This window comes from Streptomyces sp. NPDC020362, from assembly GCF_040642095.1.
In the GTDB taxonomy this organism is placed as follows: domain Bacteria; phylum Actinomycetota; class Actinomycetes; order Streptomycetales; family Streptomycetaceae; genus Streptomyces.
Genome location: NZ_JBFAET010000084.1, coordinates 1 through 20,270, shown reverse-complemented (window position 1 = coordinate 20,270; position 20,270 = coordinate 1). Strand labels below are relative to the sequence as shown.

The window sequence follows — 20,270 nt, the reverse complement described above, 5'->3', positions numbered from 1 at the left end:
CCACCCCCCGGGACGGGGCGAACGGCGGAGGAGAGCGACATGCACAACCCGGGCACCGTCACCCCGGAACGATTTCCCGCGCAGGAGCGACTCGCGGACGGCGCGCAGTTCATCGCGGGCCGGCTGACCAAGGGCACCTCGGGCCGGACCCACGCGGTGATCGACCCCGCCACCGGCGAGGAGGTGTACACCTACGAGCTGGCCGGCCCCGACGACGTCGACGCGGCCGTGGCCGCCGCGCGCGAGGCCTTCCCCGGCTGGGCCGCCGCCACCCCGGGCGAGCGCTCCGACGCCCTGCACCGGTTCGCCGCCGTGCTCGCCGAGCGCGCCGAGGACTTCGCACGTGCCGAGTCGCTGCAGTGCGGCAAGCCGCTGAAGCTGACCCGCGAGTTCGACGTGCCGGGCACCATCGACAACACCGCCTTCTTCGCGGGCGCCGCCCGGCATCTGCAGGGGCAGTCCGCCGGTGAGTACTCGGGCGACCACACGTCGTACGTCCGCCGGGAGCCGATCGGGGTGGTCGGGTCGATCGCCCCCTGGAACTACCCCCTGCAGATGGCGGCCTGGAAGATCCTCCCGGCGATCGCCGCGGGCAACACCATCGTGCTCAAGCCCGCCGAGCTGACCCCGCTGACCTCGCTGCTGTTCGCGCAGGCCGCCACCGACGCGGGCATCCCGGACGGTGTGATCAACATCGTCACCGGCACCGGCAGGGAGGCCGGCGAGCGCCTCGTCGGGCACCCCGACGTGGCCATGACCTCCTTCACCGGGTCCACCGCCGTCGGCAAGCGGGTCGCGGAGATCGCCACCGCCACCGTCAAGCGCCTCCACCTGGAGCTGGGCGGCAAGGCCCCCTTCGTCGTCTTCGACGACGCCGACCTGGAGGCCGCCGTCAACGGCGCGGTCGCGGGCGCGCTCATCAACACCGGTCAGGACTGCACGGCCGCCACGCGCGCGTACGTGCAGCGACCGCTGTACGAGGCCTTCGTGGAGCGGACGGCCGCCCTGATGGAGACCGTGCGGCTCGGGGACCCGTTCGCTCCGGGTACCGACCTCGGCCCGCTGATCTCACACGTCCAGCGCGACCGCGTCGCGGGCTTCGTGGACCGTGCGCGTGCCTACGCGCGCGTCGTGGCCGGCGGCGAGGCCCCGCACGGAGACCTCGAGGACGGCGCCTACTACCGGCCCACCCTCGTCGCCGACGCCGCCCAGGACAGCGAGATCGTCCAGTCCGAGATCTTCGGCCCGGTACTGGTCGTACTGCCGTTCGACAGTGATGATGAGGGGATCCGGCTGGCCAACGACACCCCCTACGGCCTGGCAGCCTCGGCGTGGAGCAGCAACGTCTACCGTGCCAACCGCGCCACCCGCGAGATCAAGGCGGGCTGCGTCTGGATCAACGACCACATCCCGATCATCAGCGAGATGCCGCACGGCGGCTACAAGGCCTCCGGCTTCGGCAAGGACATGTCGGCGTACTCATTCGAGGAGTACACGCAGGTCAAGCACGTAATGTTCGACAACACCGCGGTGGTCAGGAAGGACTGGCACCGCACCGTCTTCGGGGACCGCTAGAAACAACGACCCGGCCACCGACCAGGCCGATCCTCCCGAAAGGGCACCACGAGCATGGAGCAGTACGAGCCCGACCGCCTGAACCCGGTCGAAATGGCCGCCATGCGGCGCAGTCTGCGAAGCGGCCGGGCCGCCATGACCCGCCGGTCGCTGCTGCGCGCCTCCGCGGGCGGCGCGCTCACGGTCGGCGGACTCGGGGCGCTGAGCGCCTGCGGGATCCCCGCGGCGACCAAGGCGCAGGGCGGCGTGTCCGCCGACGACCACTCGGCCAAGGAGAAGACCGTCAATTTCTCCAACTGGCCCGAGTACATCGACGTGGACGACAAGGGCAAGCGCCATCCCACGCTCGACGCGTTCGCCAAACGGACCGGCATCCAGGTCAAGTACACCGAGGACATCAACGACAACGACGAGTTCTTCGGCAAGATCCAGCCGGAACTCGCCGCCGGCCAGGACACCGGCCGCGATCTCATCGTGCTCACCGACTGGCTGGCCGCCCGCATGATCCGGCTGGGGTACGTCCAGAAACTGGACGCGTCCAACCTGCCGCACGCCTTCGCCAACCTGTCGGACCAGTTCCGGGACCCCGACTGGGACCCGGGCCGCGCCTACTCGTACCCCTGGCAGGGCATCTCGACCGTCATCGCCTACAACAAGAAGGCGCTCGACGGCGTCGAGGTGAAGTCGGTCTCCGACCTGCTGGACAACCCCAAGCTCAAGGGCCGCGTCGGCTTCCTGACCGAGATGCGCGACAGCATCGGCATGACCATGCTCGACATGGGCAAGGACCCGGCCAAGTTCACCGACGACGACTACGACGCGGTGATCGCCCGCCTCCAGAAGGCCGTCGACCGGGGCCAGATCCGCCGCTTCACCGGCAACGACTACACGTCCGACCTCTCCAAGGGCGACTTCGCCGCGTGCGTCGCCTGGGGCGGCGACATCGTGCAGCTCCAGGCCGACAACCCGGACGTCGGATACGTCATCCCGGACAGCGGCTACATGACCTCGACCGACAACATGCTGATCCCCAACAAGGCGCGCCACAAGACGAACGCCGAGCGGCTCATCGACTACTACTACGAGCTGGAGCCGGCCGCGGAACTCGCCGCCTACATCAACTACGTGAGTCCGGTCGCGGGAGTGAAACCCTACCTTGCCAAGATCGACAAGTCGGCGGCGAACAACCCGCTGATCCTTCCCGACAAGGCCATGCAGGCCAGGTCCCATGCCTTCCGCGCCCTGACGCAGAAGGAAGAGACGGCCTACCAGCAGAAGTTCTCCAAGCTCACAGGGGCGTGACGACGACGATGACGACGACAGACACCAGCGGCGACGTCCGCCTCACCGGGATCGGCAAGACCTACGGCGCCTTCACCGCCGTACACCCCCTGGACCTGACCGTGCCTCAGGGCTCCTTCTTCGCCCTGCTCGGCGCCTCCGGCTGCGGCAAGACGACCACCCTGCGCATGATCGCCGGTCTGGAGGAACCTTCCTCCGGAACCGTGCACCTCGGCGACCAGGACGTCACCCACCTGCCCCCGTACAAGCGGCCGGTCAACACGGTCTTCCAGTCCTACGCCCTCTTCCCGCACCTCGACATCTACGAGAACGTCGCCTTCGGCCTGCGCCGCCGCGGCATCAAGAGCGTGAAGAAGCAGGTCGAGGACATGCTGGAGCTGGTCCAGCTCGGCGAGCAGGCGCGCAAGAAGCCGCACCAGCTCTCCGGCGGCCAGCAGCAGCGCGTCGCGGTGGCCCGCGCCCTGATCAACCACCCGAAGGTGCTCCTCCTCGACGAGCCGCTCGGCGCCCTCGACCTCAAGCTGCGCCGCCAGATGCAGCTGGAGCTCAAGCGCATCCAGACCGAGGTCGGCATCACCTTCGTCCACGTCACGCACGACCAGGAGGAGGCCATGACCATGGCCGACACGGTCGCCGTGATGAACGCGGGCCGTGTCGAGCAGCTCGGCTCGCCCACCGACCTCTACGAGAACCCGCAGACCACCTTCGTCGCCAACTTCCTCGGCACCTCCAACCTCATCGAGGCCGAGGTCGACTCCAAGAGCGGCGACGACATCGTCCTCAAGGCGGGCGGCGGCAAGCTGGTGCTGCCCGAGGCGCGCTGCAGCGCCCCGGCGAGGACCGGCGGCAAGGTGCTGGTCGGCATCCGCCCCGAGAAGATCTCCCTCACCCACGCCGACGACGCCGGCACCATCCCCGAGGGCCGCAACCGCCTCACCGGCGAGATCGCCGACGCGAGCTTCATCGGCGTCTCCACGCAGTACGTCATCGACAGCCCCGTCTGCGACGAGCTGTCGGTGTACGTCCAGAACGTCGAGCGCGACGGCCGGCTCGTCCCCGGCGCCGAGGTCGTCCTGCACTGGAACCCGGCCCACACCTTCGGCCTGGACGCGTCCCAGGACATCGACGCCGGCGTGGAGACCGTCGAGGAAGAGGCCGCATAGACATGTCGACGCTCACCGAGGCGCCCCCGCCTCTCGCACCCGCAGAACCCGCGAAGAAGCCACCGCGCAAGCGCGGCCGGTTCACGCCGTACTGGCTGCTGCTGCCCGGCATCCTGTGGCTGGTCGTCTTCTTCGCGCTGCCGATGATCTACCAGGCCTCCACGTCCGTGCAGACGGGCTCCCTGGAAGAGGGCTACAAGATCACCTGGCACTTCGCGACGTACTGGGACGCGCTGTCCGAGTACTGGCCGCAGTTCCTGCGCTCGGTCTTCTACGCGGCCGCCGCGACCCTGCTGTGCCTGGTGCTCGGCTACCCGCTCGCCTATCTGATCGCGTTCCGGGCGGGCCGCTGGAAGAACCTGATCATGATCCTGGTGATCGCGCCGTTCTTCACCAGCTTCCTGATCCGCACCCTGGCGTGGAAGACGATCCTCGCCGACAACGGCCTGGTCGTGCACACCCTGAACTCGCTGCACATCCTGGACCTCACCGACTTCCTCGGCTGGACGGCCGGCGACCGCGTCCTCGCCACCCCGCTCGCGGTGGTGTGCGGACTGACGTACAACTTCCTGCCGTTCATGATCCTTCCGCTCTACACCTCGCTGGAGCGGATCGACGGACGGCTGCACGAGGCGGCCGGCGACCTGTACGCCAAGCCGTGGACCACCTTCCGCAAGGTCACCTTCCCGCTGTCGATGCCGGGCGTGGTCTCCGGCACGCTGCTGACCTTCATCCCGGCGGCCGGTGACTACGTCAACGCCGAGCTCCTCGGCTCCACCGACACCCGCATGATCGGCAACGTCATCCAGACGCAGTTCCTGCGCATTCTGGACTACCCGACGGCCGCCGCCCTCTCCTTCATCCTCATGGCCGCGATCCTGGCCATGGTCACGATCTACATCCGCAGAGCCGGGACGGAGGATCTGGTCTGATGCCCCTCGTCACCTGGTTCAAGCGCCATCTCGTCGTCATCGCGGGCCTCCTGACGCTCGCCTATCTCCTGCTGCCCAACGTCATCGTCACGGTGTTCTCCTTCAACAAGCCGAAGGGGCGCTTCAACTACGAGTGGCAGCAGTTCTCCACGGACGCCTGGAAGGACCCGTGCGGCGTCGCCGACATGTGCGGCTCGCTGTCCATCAGCCTCCAGATCGCCCTCTGGGCGACGGTCGGGGCCACCGTCCTCGGCACGATGATCGCCTTCGCGCTGGTCCGCTACCGCTTCCGTGCGCGCGGCGCCATCAACTCGCTGATCTTCCTGCCGATGGCGATGCCCGAGGTCGTCATGGCCGCCTCGCTGCTCACCCTGTTCCTCAACATGGGCGCCCAGCTCGGCTTCATGACGATCCTGATCGCGCACATCATGTTCTGCCTCAGCTTCGTCGTCACCGCCGTCAAGGCGCGTGTGATGTCGATGGACCCGCGCCTGGAGGAGGCCGCCCGGGACCTGTACGCCGGCCCCGTGCAGACCTTCGTGCGGGTCACCCTGCCGATCGCGGCACCCGGAATCGCCGCGGGCGCGCTGCTGTCCTTCGCGCTCTCCTTCGACGATTTCATCATCACCAATTTCAACGCGGGTTCGACCGTCACCTTCCCCATGTTCGTGTGGGGTTCGGCGCAGCGCGGAACGCCCGTTCAGATCAATGTCATCGGTACGGCAATGTTCCTGGTCGCCGTACTGTTCGTCCTGGTCTCGATGCTGATCACCAACCGCCGCAACAGTCAAAAGGCGTAAGGCTCTGTAGGGAGTTGAAATCATGGCCCCGAGCGCCATGAGTCGTGGCAAAGACAACTGGATCGCTTCTCTTTCCGAAGCCCAGCCGGTTCCGTACTGGCTGGAAGACCCCGGCAAGCCCCCCGCCGAGCCCGCCCTCACCGGCGCCGACACCTGCGACCTGCTGGTCGTCGGCGGCGGCTACAGCGGACTGTGGACCGCGCTCAACGCCAAGGAGCGCGACCCGCAGCGCGATGTGGTGCTGCTGGAAGGCCGCGAGGTGGGCTGGGCCGCCTCCGGCCGCAACGGCGGCTTCTGCGCCGCCTCCCTCACGCACGGCCTGCCCAACGGCATCAGCCGCTGGCCGGACGAGATCCACCAGCTCCAGAAGCTGGGCGAGCGCAACCTCGACGAGATCGAGGCGGCGGTCGCCCGGCACGGCATCGACTGCGACTTCGAGCGCACCGGCGAGATCGACGTCGCCACCGAGACATACCAGGCCTGGGAACTGCGCGACTGGCACCGGGAGCTGGAGGAGAAGGGGCTCGCGGACGGCATCGAGTTCCTGGACGCCGACGCCGTGCGCGAGCAGGTCGCCTCGCCCACCTTCGAGGCGGGCCTGTGGGACCGCCGGGGCGTGGCCATGCTGCACCCCGCGAAGCTGGCCTGGGGCCTGAAGCAGGCCTGCATCGGGCTCGGCGTGCGCGTCTACGAGCACACGCCCGCCCTGAGCCTGAGGCAGTACGGCGCCGGCATGGCCGTCCGTACCCCCTACGGCTCGGTCCGCGCCCGCAAGGTCGCGCTCGGCACGAACATCTTCCCGAGCCTCCTGCGGCGCGTGCGCTCCTACACCGTCCCGGTCTACGACTACGCGCTGATGACCGAGCCGCTCTCCGCCGATCGGCTGGCGTCGATCGGCTGGAAGAACCGCCAGGGCCTCGGGGACTCGGCGAACCAGTTCCACTACTTCCGGCTGTCCAGCGACAACCGGATCCTGTGGGGCGGCTACGACGCGATCCACCACTACGGCGGCCGGGTGCGTGCCGAGTACGACGACCGCCCGGAGACCTACGCCAAGCTCGCCGGGCACTTCTTCACCTGCTTCCCGCAGCTGGAGGGCGTCCGCTTCACGCACGCCTGGGGCGGTGCGATCGACACCTGCTCGCGCTTCTCGGCGTTCTTCGGCACGGCCCACCGGGGGAACGTGGCGTACGCGGCGGGCTACACCGGCCTCGGCGTCGGGGCCACGCGCTTCGGCGCCGACGTGATGCTCGATCTGCTGGACGGCGAGGACACCGAGCGCACCCGCCTGGAGATGGTCCGCAAGAAGCCGCTGCCGTTCCCGCCGGAGCCGTTCGCCTGGACCGGTATCGCGCTCACCAAGTGGTCGCTGGCCCGCGCGGACGAGCACGGCGGCCGACGCAATCTGTGGCTGCGGACGATGGACCGGCTCGGGCTGGGCTTCGACAGCTGAGCCCGCCGGTCCGGTGTGACCTGCCTCACTCAAAAGAGGACGGGCAACCTGCGTAATGCCTGCCGCAAGGCCTCCCTCTCCCTCGGGACGTGACCGCGTCCACGAGAGAAAGGGAGGCCTTCTCATGACTGGGGCGAAGACAGCGGTCGAGTGGCTGGCATCCGTCGCACCGGATCCCGAGGCCTGCCGGTGGGAGTGGGAGCGCAACCCCATGGGGGTCGCGCTGCTGCCCGCCGGCAAGGCCTGGGACGTACTGATCCTGCCGGGCGGCCTCGGCTGTCCCACGCTCGGCGTGCTCACCCGCGTCCTCGACCGGCCCGGGCCGGTGCTGGCCGATGTCGGGGACAACCGGGTCGGCTTCTTCGTGCCGCCGGGCACCGCGGCCCGCTGGCTCGGCACCGGCATCCGTACCGCCGGACCCGGCACCTGGATCGTCGTGCCGCACCCGGGCCGGGCGACGCGCGGCGTGCGCTGGCTGGTGCCGCCGGACGGCTCCGGGGCGCTGACCGACCCGGCGTTGCTGGAGCTGGCGATGCACGAGGCGGCGGCGGGGCCGGCGAGGGGCGGGGGCGGGGAGGGGTAGCGCCCGGACACCTTGACAAGAGGATTGGTCTGGACCAAGTTGAGTGCGCTCCACCCCTCCAACTCCCCCTCTGCCGGAGGCCCTTGTGGACCGCGCCCCAAGCGTGCACAGCGCACGACGTCCCAGATCCGTCCTCGCCCTGCTCACGGCCGCACTGCTGGCCGTGCCCGGCATCACCGCGCTCTCGTCGGCCGCCCGTGCGGCCGACGCGGACCTGGTCCGCAACGGCGGCTTCGAATCCGGCCTCGACGGCTGGACCTGTACAGCCGGTACGACGGTCAACTCGCCTGTCCACGGCGGAAGTTCAGCGCTGCAGGCCACTCCTGCGGGCAGCGACGACGCCCAGTGCGCGCAGACGGTGACCGTCCAGCCGAACGCGCGGTACACGCTGACCGGTTACGTCCGCGGCTCCTACGTCTACCTCGGCGCGAACGGCACCGGCACCACCGACGTCTCCACCTGGACCCAGTCCGCCCCCGACTGGCAGAAGCTGACCACCACGTTCACCACAGGCGCCGCCACGACCAGGGTGACCCTCTACAGCCACGGCTGGTACGGCACCGGCGCCTACTACGCCGACGACATCTCCCTGGTCGGCCCGGGAGCGTCCGCCGGGCAGCCGCCCGCCGCGCCCACCGGCCTCACGGCGGGCACGATCACGTCCTCCTCCGTCGCCCTGTCCTGGCCGGCCGTGACCGGCGCCACCGGCTACGCCGTCTACCGCGACGGGGTCAAGGTCCAGACGGTGAGCGGCACTTCGGCCACCGTCACGGGCCTCGCGCCCTCGACGGCGTACAGCTTCCAGGTCACCGCGAGCAACGACGCCGGGGAGTCCGCAAGGTCGGCCGCGGTGACCGCGACGACCACGACCGGTACCGGTGGCGGCTCGCCCGGCCTGCCCGCCCACGCCCTGGTCGGCTACCTCCACGCCACCTTCGCCAACGGCTCCGGATACACCCGCCTCGCCGACGTGCCCGGCAGCTGGGACGTCATCGACCTCGCCTTCGGAGAACCCACCTCGGCGACCTCCGGCGACATCCGCTTCAACCGCTGCCCGGTCACCGAATGCCCGAACGCCGAGTCCGACGCCGACTTCAAGGCGGCCATCAAGGCCAAGCAGGCGGCCGGGAAGAAGGTCCTGATCTCGATCGGCGGCCAGAACGGCCAGGTCCAGCTGACCACCACGGCGGCCCGCGACACCTTCGTCTCCTCCGTCTCGAAGATCATCGACGACTACGGGCTCGACGGCCTCGACATCGACTTCGAGGGCCACTCGCTGTCCCTGGACGCGAACGACACGGACTTCAAGCACCCCACCACGCCCGTGATCGTCAACCTGATCTCGGCGCTGAAGACCCTCAAGGCCGAGTACGGCGCGAAGTTCGTGCTGACCATGGCCCCGGAGACCTTCTTCGTGCAGAACGGCTACCAGTTCTACGGCACCGGCAAGTGGGGCGGCCAGGACCCGCGCTGCGGCGCGTACCTCCCGGTGATCCACGCCCTGCGCGACGACCTCACCCTGCTGCACGTCCAGGACTACAACTCGGGGCCCATCATGGGACTGGACAGCCAGTACCACTCCATGGGCGGCGCCGACTTCCACATCGCCATGACCGACATGCTGCTCACCGGCTTCCCGGTCGCGGGCGACGCGAACAACGTCTTCCCGCCGCTGCGCCCCGACCAGGTCGCCATCGGCATGCCGGCGTCGACGAACGCGGGCAACGGCTACGTGGCTCCGGCCGAGGTCACCAGGACCCTGGACTGTCTGACGAAGAGGACGAACTGCGGCTCGTATGCGACGCACGGGACGTGGCCGGCCCTGCGGGGTCTGATGACGTGGTCGGTGAACTGGGACCGCTACTCGAACTGGGAGTTCCAGAAGACCTTCGACGCGTACTTCGGCTGACGCCCCGGCCGAGCACGAAGGACAGGGTGGTCAGCAGCACCGTGCACAGGCACCAGCTGGCCACCACGTCCAGCGGCCAGTGCCAGCCCCGGCGGACCAGGCCGTAGGAGACGGCGAACACGAGGGCCGTGCAACCGCCCACCAGGGCCCGGCGGGCGGTGGGCGTGCGGAGCCGGGGCAGGAGGAGCAGGGTCGCGGAACCGTAGGCGATCGCCGCCGTCGCCGTATGGCCGGAAGGGAAGTAGCCGACGGCCGGGGGGACCACGGGGGTTCCCGGCCGGGCGGTCCAGTCCTTCAGCGGTACGACGATCGCCGGGACCAGCGCCATCAGGACGCCCGCCGCGGCGGGCGGCAGCCACCACCGGCCCGTGCCGGAGGCGCGGCCGTGCCAGGCGCACCAGGCCAGGGCGAGGACGAGCACCGGGACGGCGACCTGGATGTTGCCGAGGTCGGCGAGCTGTTCGGAGAACCGGTCCGGGTGGACGAGCACCCGGCTCAGCCGCGCGTCCAGGCGCAGCAGCGGGCCGCGGGCGACGACCTGCCAGGTGATCAGGGCGAAGGCGAGGGCCGGGACGCCGAGGAGCAGGGCGCGGCGGGCTGAGGTCGACACGGGTCCCAGCTTCGCAGGTGCGGCCGCAGGGGGAGGAAGGCGGCCGAGCCGAAGCGCGAGAAAAGCGACAGGAGAAGGAAAAGAGAGAAGGAGGTCGGCCGCCCCGGAACAGGGGGGGTGGTTTCGAGGCGGCCGTCCGGATCGGGACGTCGCGCGCCCCGGGGGGTTTGGGGCGGCGACCGTCCGATCGGTGAGGAGATCCCGGAGCCGTCAGGCCCCGGTTGTGTGCGCGAGGGCACGACCAGGTCGAAGCTGGGGAGGCCCCGGCCTGAAATCGCCCACAGTCCCCTGTGGACGGGGTGTATCTCTCATCTGGGTAGAACCTACGGCAGCCCGAGGCGCTTGGGCAGACGGAATCGCGTCCCGTCATCCACCCCGCACACCTTCTTCACACCGCCTGCCGCAGGTGCCCTTCAGAGGTGCGGGCCACTCGCTCAGATGCGCGAAAAGGCCTGCTCGATGATGTCGAGGCCCTCGTTCAGGAGGTCCTCGCCGATGACCAGCGGGGGCAGGAAGCGCAGCACGTTGCCGTACGTGCCACAGGTCAGGACCAGCAGGCCCTCCTGGTGGCAGGCCTTGGCGAGCGCGGCGGTCGCCTCCGGGTTCGGCTCCTTGGTGGCGCGGTCCTTCACCAGCTCGATGGCGATCATGGCGCCGCGGCCACGGATGTCACCGATGATGTCGAACTTCTCGGCCATGGCGCCGAGGCGGGACTTCATGACCGCCTCGATGTTCTTCGCCCTGGCGTTGAGGTCCAGCTCCTTCATCGTCTCGATGGCGCCGAGCGCACCGGCGCAGGCGACCGGGTTGCCGCCGTAGGTGCCGCCCAGGCCGCCCGCGTGCGCGGCGTCCATGATCTCGGCGCGACCCGTGACGGCGGCCAGCGGCAGACCGCCGGCGATGCCCTTGGCGGTGGTGATCAGGTCCGGGACGATGCCCTCGTCCTCGCAGGCGAACCACTGGCCGGTGCGGCAGAAGCCGGACTGGATCTCGTCGGCGACGAAGACGATGCCGTTGTCCTTGGCGAACTGGCTGATCGCCGGCAGGAAGCCCTTGGCCGGCTCGATGAAGCCGCCCTCACCGAGCACCGGCTCGATGATGATCGCGGCCACGTTGTCCGGGCCGACCTGCTTGGTGATCTGGTCGATGGCCATCTTGGCGGCCTCGGGGCCCGCGTTCTCCGGGCCGGTCGGCCAGCGGTAGGCGTAGGCGACCGGGACACGGTAGACCTCGGGCGCGAAGGGACCGAAGCCGTGCTTGTACGGCATGTTCTTCGCGGTCAGCGCCATGGTGAGGTTCGTACGGCCGTGGTAGCCGTGGTCGAACACGACGACCGCCTGGCGCTTGGTGTACGCACGCGCGATCTTGACGGCGTTCTCGACGGCCTCGGCGCCGGAGTTGAACAGCGCCGACTTCTTGGCGTGGTCACCCGGGGTCAGCTCGGCGAGGGCCTCGGCGACCTCCACGTAGCCCTCGTACGGGGTGACCATGAAACAGGTGTGGGTGAAGTCGGCCAGCTGGGCGCTCGCGCGGCGTACGACGGCCTCGGCGGAGGCGCCGACGGAGGTCACGGCGATGCCGGAACCGAAGTCGATGAGGCGGTTGCCGTCGACGTCCTCGATGATGCCGCCGCCCGCGCGCGTGGTGAACACGGGCAGCACGGAGCCCACGCCCTGCGCGACCGCGGCGAGGCGGCGGGACTGCAGCTCCTGCGACTTCGGGCCGGGGATGGCGGTGACGACGCGGCGCTCCTGCGGAAGTGCGGTCATGAGGGGCTCCTGGGGGTATTACGGACGCTTGCCTTCTTTTCTCGCAGGCTAAGGCGGGGTGTGGGGGGTGGGCATGCTCCATGTGGGCGTTGTCGGGGAGGCCGGTTGTCCGCGGTGGACATAGCAGCGCGGGCGGAGTGCGCCCGGACGGGCCGTCCTCTTCGGCCGCGTAAGCAGTGAACTCCCCTTGCCGGGGCATTAGATTGGCTCGCTGACGGTGGACGGAACGGCTGGTCAAGGGGCAGGCTCGATGGACTCGGACGGCACGAAGGACACACGCGGCACGCGGCGGCACGGCGTTCCGCGGCCCTCCGCGCCGCCGGGCGGCACGGGCCACGAGGCCGGCCCCCCGACGCCGGGACCCGCCGCGTATCCAGCGGCCCCGGCCCTCCCGCCCCGGCCCGGCCACAAGCCCGGCGAGGGCCGGGCGGCACCGGGCGCGGACCCCGGCGGCCTGTTGTCCTGGCTGCTCGCCCCGCGGGCCGCGGCCGAGCCGGGTCTGTGGCGCTACGGGTACCGTCCCCGTCCCCAGGACGCGCCCGACCGGGTCTCCGACCGGGCCCTGCTGACGGGCGCGGTCGGCGCGCTGCTGGCCGCACTCCTCGTGTGGTCGCTGTGGGCCAACAACCTGGTGCCCCACAAGAACATCCTGCTGGAACTGGTGACGCCGTCCGAGTGGTGGACGCCGCTGTCGGAACCCCGCGAGGCACTTACGGCACGCGCCGTCTACGACAGCCTCTTCGCCACCCTGGTGCTCTACTACTTCGGGCGGGTCGGCAACTGGAAAGAGGTGGCGCAGCGGTACGTGATCTCCCGCCCGCAGCCCTCCCGCGCACTGCGCGCCGCCGTCGTCGGGGCACTGGTCGTCTGGCTGGTCGTCTGGCGTGAACTGCTGCCCTACGAGCGGCTCGCGGTCAGCCTGACCCCGTCCGACTGGCTCTTCGGGCCCACCGACGTGAGCACCGTGCACCGGCTGCGTGTGTTCAACACGCTGCTCACCCTCCTGGGCCTGTGGCCGTTCGCCGTGGCGGGCGACTGGCGGAGGCTGCTGCGCGGAGTGCGCCGCCCCGAGCCCGGCGCCGAGACCGCTGCGGAGGCCGTCGCCGAGACCCCGGCCGACTGGCCCGAGCTGCGCGCCCTGGGACAGAACGCCGCGGCCGACCGGCTGGCCGAGGAGGCGCGCACCGGCCGGATGAACGACGTGGACTGCGCACGCATCCGCCGCGCCTGGGCCTCCGTGGTGGCCCACCCCTCACGCCTGGACGCCTTCGCCTCGGCCGTGCTCCACGAGGGAGCCCGTGCCTGCGCGCACCCGTCGGGGGAGCGGGATCTGCCCGCCCGTACCGCGGTCCACGACCTGCTGACCTCCCAGGTGCGCATCGGCCGGTACGCGGTCGCCGAGCGCACGCCGCCCGCCCGCCGGGACGTGGGTGCCGCCGTCGACCCCGGCACGCTGGGCACCTCCCTGCTGGCCGTCGGCCCCTCCGGCGCGGGCAAGACCGAGCGCCTGGTGCGGCCCGTCGCCGAGTCCCTCGCGCTCCAGGCGCTGGCCGGGCAGGCGGCGCTCGTCGTGGTGTCCGCCGCCGGAACTCCGCTGGGGGCCGACCAGGGCTACGACATCGTGGTGCGGCCGGGGGACCAGGCCTCGGTGTACGACCTCGACCTGTACGGAGGGGCCGAGGACCCGGACGAGGCGGCGGCGCTCCTCGCGGACACCCTCGTGGGAGACCTGGGCGAGGTCGACCTGCGCCGGGCGGGGACCGTGCTGGCCCAGCTGCTCGGCCCCTTCCGGGCCGCCCACGGCCGCTTCCCGTCCGTGGGCGAGCTGCGGGAGCTGCTCGACGGGGTGCCGTCGGCAATGGACGGGCTGAGGGCCCTGCTCGACCCCGGGACGCACCCGGCCCTGCACCGGGAACTCGACGCGCGCGCACGGCAGGCCGGTGTGCCCGGGGACCCGGGCGTCGTGCTCGCCGACCGGATCGCCTGCCTCGACCGCCCGGCCTTCGAGGGCTTCTTCGACACCTCCCCGGACGCACGGCCCTTCAGCCTGCGCGCCCTCGACCACCCCCTGAGGGTCAGGATCGACCTGCCGGAGCGGGCGCACCCGGAGGCCTCCCGGCTGCTGACCCGGCTGCTGCTGGTCCAGTTCACGGCCGCGATGACCGCCCGCCAGGACCGGTCCCTGTTCGCCTGCCTCGTCCTGGACGACGCCACGCAGGCGATCACCGCCGAGTCCGTACGCTCCCTGCGGCGGCTGCGGCAGGGCAACGCGGGCGTGGTGCTGAACCTGCGGGCCCTGGGCGACGTACCGGAGCAGCTGCGTCAGCCGCTGCTCGCCGCCGTCGGCTGCCATGTCGCCTTCTCCGGCGTCACCACCTGGGAAGGCGCCCTGTTCGCCCAGGTGTGGGGCACCGAGTGGGTGGAGACCACCGAGGTCGCCAAGCACACGGTGTTCGCGGACCAGCCGCTGACCCGGATGATCCACGCCGTGCGGAAACTGGGCACGGGCAAGCCGGTCACCACCGACGCGGTCACCGTGCGGAAGGTCGAGCGCGAGCGCTGGTCGGCCTCCCAGCTGGCGCACGAGGTGCCGCCGGGGCATGCGGTGCTGTCGCTGACGACCGTGCAGGGCGAGCACGCACCGCCGCTGCTGGTCGATCTGCGGGGCTGAGGCGCGGCCGCGGGACATCGCGAACCGGACGGCGAGACCGACGACGAGTTCGACGACGAGTCCGACGATGAACCGACAGCGAGACCGACCGTGGGACCGACCGTGGGACCGTACGGTGAGGCAGAAACGGCATAGGCTGTTCGTACGCGGCGGCCAATTGATCACAAAGATCACCGGATCTCCGCGACCTGCTGTTCTGGTTCTCCCACTGAAGGCCTCATGCCCCCGACCCTCGCCTCGCTCGTCCACCACTCCGCGCTCAAGCTGACCGTGCGCGCCGGCGAGGACCGTCTCGACGTGCCCGTCCGCTGGGCACACGTGAGCGAGCTGGCCGACCCCGTGCCCTACATGGAGGGCGGCGAGCTGCTGCTGATCACCGCGCTCAAGCTGGACGCGGAGGATCCGGAGGCGATGCGGCGGTACGTGAAGCGGCTGGCCGGCGCGGGGGTCGTGGGGCTCGGCTTCGCGGTCGGCGTGAACTACGAGGAGATCCCCAAGGCTCTCGTGGACGCCGCCGAGGAGGAGGGGCTGCCGCTGCTGGAGGTGCCCCGCCGCACCCCGTTCCTCGCCATCAGCAAAGCCGTGTCCGCCGCGATCGCCGCCGACCAGTACCGGGCCGTCACGGCGGGCTTCGCCGCCCAGCGCGAGCTGACCAAGCAGGCCCTGAACGCCGGCCCCGAAGGGCTTCTGGCCGCGCTCGCCGCGCAGGTCGACGGGTGGGCGGCGCTGTACGACGCCTCGGGCGCCGTGGTCGCCACCGCTCCGGAGTGGGCCGGCCGCCGGGCCGCCCGCCTCACCGCCGATGTCGAACGGCTCCGCGAGCGGCCCGCGCCCGCCTCCTCGGTGGTCGGCGGACCCGACAACGAGGACCGGGTGGAGCTGCACTCCCTGGGGACCGGCCGGCGCCCGCGCGCCGCGCTCGCCGTCGGTACGGCCGCCGCCCCCGGCACCGCCGAGCGGTACGCCGTGCACTCCGCGATCGCCCTGCTCACCCTCACCACCGAACGCTCCCGCTCCCTGCACGCGGCCGAACAGCGGGTCGGCGCGGCGGTGCTGCGCATGCTGCTCGCCGGCGAGCCGGACCACGCCCGGGCCGTCGCCGGGGACCTGTACGGCGGGCTGCTCGACGCACCCTTCCGGATCATCGTCGCGGAGTCACCGCCCAGCGCCGCCGCACGGGCCCGCGCCGAGGCGGACGGCGATGCGCTGGCCGGCATCGCCGAGGCCGCGGAGTCGGCGGCGGCGCGTGCCGGGGAGGCCTTGCTCGTCGTGCCCGAGGGGGAGCGGCTGGTGGTGCTGGCCGCGGACGGGGGTGCGGCGGTGACCGCGTGTGCCGCCTACGCGGCCACGCTGGAGGCAGCGCGGGCCGTGCCCGAGCAGGCGGCCGGCGACGAGGACGAACTGGTCGTCGGTCTGTCCGCACCGGTCGGGCCGATCGCCGCGGCTGCTGCCTACAAGCAGGCCGAGCAGGCGCTGTCGGTGGCCCGGCGGCGGGGGCGGGTGCTGGTGGAGCACGAGCAGCTGGCGGCGGGGTCCGTGCTGCCGCTGCTGGCCGACGACGCGGTGAAGGCGTTCGCCGACGGGTTGCTGCGGGCGCTGCACGAGCACGACGCGACGGGGCGGGGGGATCTGGTCGCCTCGCTGCGGGCGTGGCTCTCCCGCCACGGCCAGTGGGACGCGGCGGCGGCCGACCTCGGGGTGCACCGGCACACGTTGCGGTACCGGATGCGGAGGGTGGAGGAGATTCTCGGGCGCAGCCTGGACGATCCCGACGTCCGGATGGAGCTGTGGCTGGCGTTGAAGGCGACCTCACCGGAGTGACCGCCCAGGGGCTCCGCCCCTGGCCCCGCGTCCCCTGGCCCCCGCCTGCGCCCACCCACCACCCGACTCGCTCGGCCGAGTGGCGAGGGCAAGGACCTGAGGGCAGGGCGAGCGGGCAAGGCCGGGCCATTGCTCTCGTCGGTGCTCGCTGGGCCCCACTGCCCCGACTCGGTCGGCCGAGCGGGGATGGCCAGGACCTCGGCGCGAGGTCGGAGGCGTGCTGTTGTGGGCTCGGTGGGCCGCGCCGCCGCCCGGTTGGGTCGGCCGAGTGATGAGGGTGGGGGCGCCATCACGCCAAAGCGGAGCATCGGTCATCCCCACCAGTACGACTCGGACAAGCGACCCCTGCCCGTCCCCGCCCTACCGTGGACCACGAACCGTAAGAACACTCCCAACGCGGAAGGGCCGGGACTCGCAATGCCCCAGGAAAATATTGTGGGGGCCACCCACGCCTTCTGGCTCGCCGGCCGCCAGGTCACCGGCGAGGACACCTTCGACGTCACCTCTCCGTGGGACGGCCGGCTCGTCGGCACGGTCAGCGTGCCGACCGACGCCCAGGTCGAGGAGGCCGTTGCCGCCGCGTACGCCGTGCGGGACGAGTTCGCCGCCACCCCGGCGCACGTCCGCGCCGCCGCCCTCGACCACGTCAGCAAGCGCCTGGTCGAGCGCACCGAGGAGATCGCCCAGCTGATCTCCGCCGAGAACGGCAAGCCGATCAAGTGGGCCCGCGGTGAGGTCGGCCGCGCCGTGTCGGTGTTCCGGTTCGCGGCCGAGGAGGCCCGGCGCTTCAACGGCGGCGAGGCCCAGCGGCTCGACACCGACCTCGGCGGCCAGGGCCGTCTCGCCCTCACCCGCCGCTTCCCGAAGGGCGTCGTCCTCGGCATCGCGCCGTTCAACTTCCCGCTGAACCTGTGCGCCCACAAGGTCGCCCCGGCCATCGCCGCCGGCGCCCCGATCATCCTCAAGCCGGCCCCGGCCACCCCGCTCTCGGGCCTGATCATCGGCGACCTGCTCGCCGAGACGGACCTGCCCGCCGGCTCCTGGTCGATCCTCCCGGTCTCCAACGACCGCATGCCCGCCCTCGTCCAGGACGAGCGGCTGCCGGTGATCTCCTTCACCGGCTCCGAGAAGGTCGGCTACGCGATCATGGACTCGGTGCCGCGCAAGCACTGCACCCTGGAGCTGGGCGGCAATGGTGCCGCGGTCGTGCTCGGTGACTACGCCTCCGACGCCGACCTCGACTGGGCCGCGACCCGCATCGCGACCTTCTCCAACTACCAGGGCGGCCAGTCCTGCATCTCCGTGCAGCGCGTGATCGCGGACGCCTCCGTCTACGACCGTCTGCTGCCCCGCATCGTCGCCGCCGTCGAGGCCCAGGTCACCGGTGACCCGACCGACGACAAGACCGATGTCGGCCCGCTGGTCAGCGAGGACGCCGCCAAGCGCGTCGAGGCGTGGGTGGACGAGGCGGTCGCCGCCGGCGCCAAGCTCCTCACCGGCGGCAAGCGCGACGCCGCCTCCTACGCGCCGACCGTCCTCACCGAGGTGCCGGCCGACACGACCATCTCCTGCGAGGAGGTCTTCGGCCCGGTCCTGACCGTGCAGAAGGTCGACGGCGAGGCCGAGGCCTTCGCCGCCGTCAACGACTCCAAGTACGGCCTCCAGGCAGGCGTGTTCACCCGCGACGTCCAGGTCGCCTTCCGCGCCCACCGCGCCCTGGAGGTCGGCGGTGTCGTCGTCGGCGACGTTCCGTCCTACCGCGCCGACCAGATGCCGTACGGCGGCGCCAAGCAGTCCGGTGTGGGCCGCGAGGGCGTGAAGTTCGCGATGGACGACTACACATACGAGCGCGTGCTGGTCCTCACCGGTCTCGCGCTCTGACCTGCCACGGACAGGTCGGCACAACGGCCGCAGCCCACTGTGCGGGGGCTGCGGCCGTTCGTGTGTCCGGCGGGGTACTGCCTCGGTAAAGGATTCGACATCTACAGTTCAATAACCTTGTCCTGTGCATGACTCGCCCGGTGGGATGCGCATGACCACTTCGTCCGACTCAGGACGACTCAGGGCCACTCAGGGGAATTCATGCACATAGCCCGTACCGGGCGTGGCGTCGCGGCATCCGCGGCCGCCACCGCCGCCCTCGTCGCCGCCGCGCTGGCGACCACCTCGCAGGCCGGCGTCACCGCTGCCGCGCCCGCCGCCGTACCGCACACCAAGGCGGTTCCGGCCATCGCCGGACACAATCTGGTGCACGGAGTGGCCAGCCCGCTCCCCATCGCGCAGTGCCAGGCCAAGTGGCACATCAACTGCTACACCCCGCTCCAGTACCGCAAGGCGTACAACCTCAACCCGCTGTACCGCAAGGGCGTCACGGGCAAGGGGCGCACCATCGTCATCGTCGACTCGTTCGGTTCCCCGACCGTCCAGCACGACCTCGACGTCTACAGCAAGCAGTTCGGCCTGCCCAGCACCAAGGTCAAGGTGGTCAAGTGGGGTCACGTCCCCGCCTTCGACCCCAAGAACTCGGAGATGACCGGCTGGGCCGGTGAGACCACGCTGGACGTCGAGATGGCCCACGCCGTGGCGCCCGGCGCCAAGATCGTCCTGGTGGAGACGGCGGTCTCGGAGACCGAGGGCACCACCGGTCTGCCCGAGATGATGTCCGCCGAGAAGCACATGATCGACCAGGGCGTCGGCGACGTCATCAGCCAGAGCTTCGGCGCCACCGAGAACACCTTCCCCGGTTTCGGCAGGGGAGACTTCACCAGCATCAAGAAGCTGCGCTACGCCTTCCAGGCCGCGGACCGCAAGCACGTGACGGTCCTCGCCTCCTCCGGCGACGGCGGCGCCACCGACATGCAGGCGGACGGCAAGACGTACTACAAGAAGCGCGTCAACTCCTGGCCGTCCTCGGACCCGCTGGTCACCTCCATCGGCGGCACCCAGCTCCACCTGAACGACAAGGGTGAGCGCGTCAAGCCGGACAGCGTCTACAACGACTACGGCGCGGGCGGCGGCGGTCAGTCCCACGTCTTCTCCCGGCCCGCCTTCCAGGACGGCGTGAAGAACGTCGTCGGCGCCCGCCGCGGCACCCCGGACATCTCGATGGCCGCCGCGGTCAACGGCGGCGCCTGGGTCTACTCCAGCTACGCCCCGACGGCCACCGGCTGGGACGTATCCGGCGGCACCAGTGAGGCGAGCCCGCTCTTCTCGGGCATCGTCGCCCTCGCCGACCAGGCGGCCGGCCACCGGCTGGGCAACATCAACGAGGCGCTGTACGACCTCTCCCGTCGCGCCGCCCACCACGACCCGAACACCGGCGTCGTGGACGTCAACGACGGCACGGACAACAGCTACGAGCACGTCACCGGCTACAAGGCCGTCAACGGCTACGACATGGCCACCGGCGTGGGCACGCTGGACGCCCTCCGCTTCGTGCCCGCCCTCGCGAAGGCGGGCCGTCACGGCTGACGCGGCACTCCCGCGACAGGGGCTCCGCCCCTGACAACCACCTGAACCAGGTGGCGGGGGGCCCGGGCCCCCCCCCCGGGGCGGCGCGGCGGCCCCAGACGGCGCCGTGGTGGGCGTGGAGGCCGGTGGGCGGCGGGCGGTGGCGGGGCGGGGCCCCCACCCGCGCTTGGGGGGGCCGGGCGCCCCGCGACTCCACCGTGTCGACGTTGCG

General features: G+C 71.1%; 13 protein-coding genes and 1 pseudogene. 12 read left to right on the top strand and 2 right to left on the bottom strand.

Annotation, left to right across the window (positions count from 1 at the left end; translation table 11 throughout):
* Positions 1-39: 39 nt before the first annotated feature.
* The 8 genes from AB0H32_RS26640 (at position 40) to AB0H32_RS26605 (ending at position 9,717) form a co-directional block, all read left to right on the top strand.
* Complete coding sequence (locus AB0H32_RS26640) at positions 40-1,575, top strand: gamma-aminobutyraldehyde dehydrogenase (protein WP_361125052.1); 1,536 nt, start codon at positions 40-42, stop codon at positions 1,573-1,575.
* Between the two features lie 54 nt (positions 1,576-1,629).
* Complete coding sequence (locus AB0H32_RS26635) at positions 1,630-2,877, top strand: spermidine/putrescine ABC transporter substrate-binding protein (protein ID WP_361125050.1); 1,248 nt, start codon at positions 1,630-1,632, stop codon at positions 2,875-2,877.
* 8 nt (positions 2,878-2,885) lie between these two features.
* Positions 2,886-4,040: an ABC transporter ATP-binding protein gene (locus AB0H32_RS26630; RefSeq protein WP_361125048.1), complete on the top strand. Its 1,155-nt coding sequence runs from the start codon at positions 2,886-2,888 to the stop codon at positions 4,038-4,040.
* Between the two features lie 2 nt (positions 4,041-4,042).
* Complete coding sequence (locus AB0H32_RS26625) at positions 4,043-4,972, top strand: ABC transporter permease (protein ID WP_361125046.1); 930 nt, start codon at positions 4,043-4,045, stop codon at positions 4,970-4,972.
* Positions 4,972-5,772 carry an ABC transporter permease gene (locus AB0H32_RS26620; RefSeq protein ID WP_361125044.1) on the top strand — a complete coding sequence of 267 codons (801 nt, stop codon included), beginning with the start codon at positions 4,972-4,974 and terminating at the stop codon, positions 5,770-5,772. The genes AB0H32_RS26625 and AB0H32_RS26620 overlap by 1 nt, the downstream gene beginning before the upstream one ends.
* A gap of 22 nt (positions 5,773-5,794) precedes the next feature.
* Positions 5,795-7,225, top strand: coding sequence for an FAD-dependent oxidoreductase (locus AB0H32_RS26615; protein ID WP_361125042.1), 1,431 nt, complete (start codon positions 5,795-5,797; stop codon positions 7,223-7,225).
* 124 nt (positions 7,226-7,349) lie between these two features.
* Positions 7,350-7,808, top strand: coding sequence for a hypothetical protein (locus tag AB0H32_RS26610; protein ID WP_361125040.1), 459 nt, complete (start codon positions 7,350-7,352; stop codon positions 7,806-7,808).
* A gap of 103 nt (positions 7,809-7,911) precedes the next feature.
* On the top strand, positions 7,912-9,717 hold the full coding sequence (locus AB0H32_RS26605; RefSeq protein ID WP_361125039.1) for a glycoside hydrolase family 18 protein: 1,806 nt from the start codon (positions 7,912-7,914) through the stop codon (positions 9,715-9,717).
* 85 nt (positions 9,718-9,802) lie between these two features.
* On the opposite strand, the pseudogene AB0H32_RS26600 reads toward AB0H32_RS26605, so the two are convergent.
* Together AB0H32_RS26600 and gabT are read right to left on the bottom strand one after the other, a co-directional pair.
* A pseudogene (locus AB0H32_RS26600) lies at positions 9,803-10,045 on the bottom strand (hypothetical protein); the annotation flags it as partial.
* Positions 10,046-10,761: 716 nt separating this feature from the next.
* Positions 10,762-12,096, bottom strand: a complete 1,335-nt coding sequence (gabT, locus tag AB0H32_RS26595; RefSeq protein WP_361125037.1) for a 4-aminobutyrate--2-oxoglutarate transaminase — start codon at positions 12,094-12,096, stop codon at positions 10,762-10,764.
* Positions 12,097-12,346: 250 nt separating this feature from the next.
* On the opposite strand from gabT, the gene AB0H32_RS26590 reads away from it, so the two are divergent.
* From AB0H32_RS26590 to AB0H32_RS26575, 4 genes are all read left to right on the top strand, one after another.
* Positions 12,347-14,767: an ATP/GTP-binding protein gene (locus AB0H32_RS26590; protein ID WP_361125035.1), complete on the top strand. Its 2,421-nt coding sequence runs from the start codon at positions 12,347-12,349 to the stop codon at positions 14,765-14,767.
* Positions 14,768-14,986: 219 nt separating this feature from the next.
* The gene (locus AB0H32_RS26585) at positions 14,987-16,588 is read left to right on the top strand and encodes a PucR family transcriptional regulator (RefSeq protein ID WP_361125033.1); all 1,602 of its coding nucleotides are present in this window, start codon (positions 14,987-14,989) and stop codon (positions 16,586-16,588) included.
* Positions 16,589-17,023: 435 nt separating this feature from the next.
* Positions 17,024-18,469, top strand: a complete 1,446-nt coding sequence (locus tag AB0H32_RS26580) for an aldehyde dehydrogenase family protein (RefSeq protein ID WP_361125031.1) — start codon at positions 17,024-17,026, stop codon at positions 18,467-18,469.
* A gap of 201 nt (positions 18,470-18,670) precedes the next feature.
* Positions 18,671-20,059, top strand: coding sequence for a S53 family peptidase (locus tag AB0H32_RS26575; RefSeq protein ID WP_361125029.1), 1,389 nt, complete (start codon positions 18,671-18,673; stop codon positions 20,057-20,059).
* Positions 20,060-20,270: the final 211 nt, after the last annotated feature.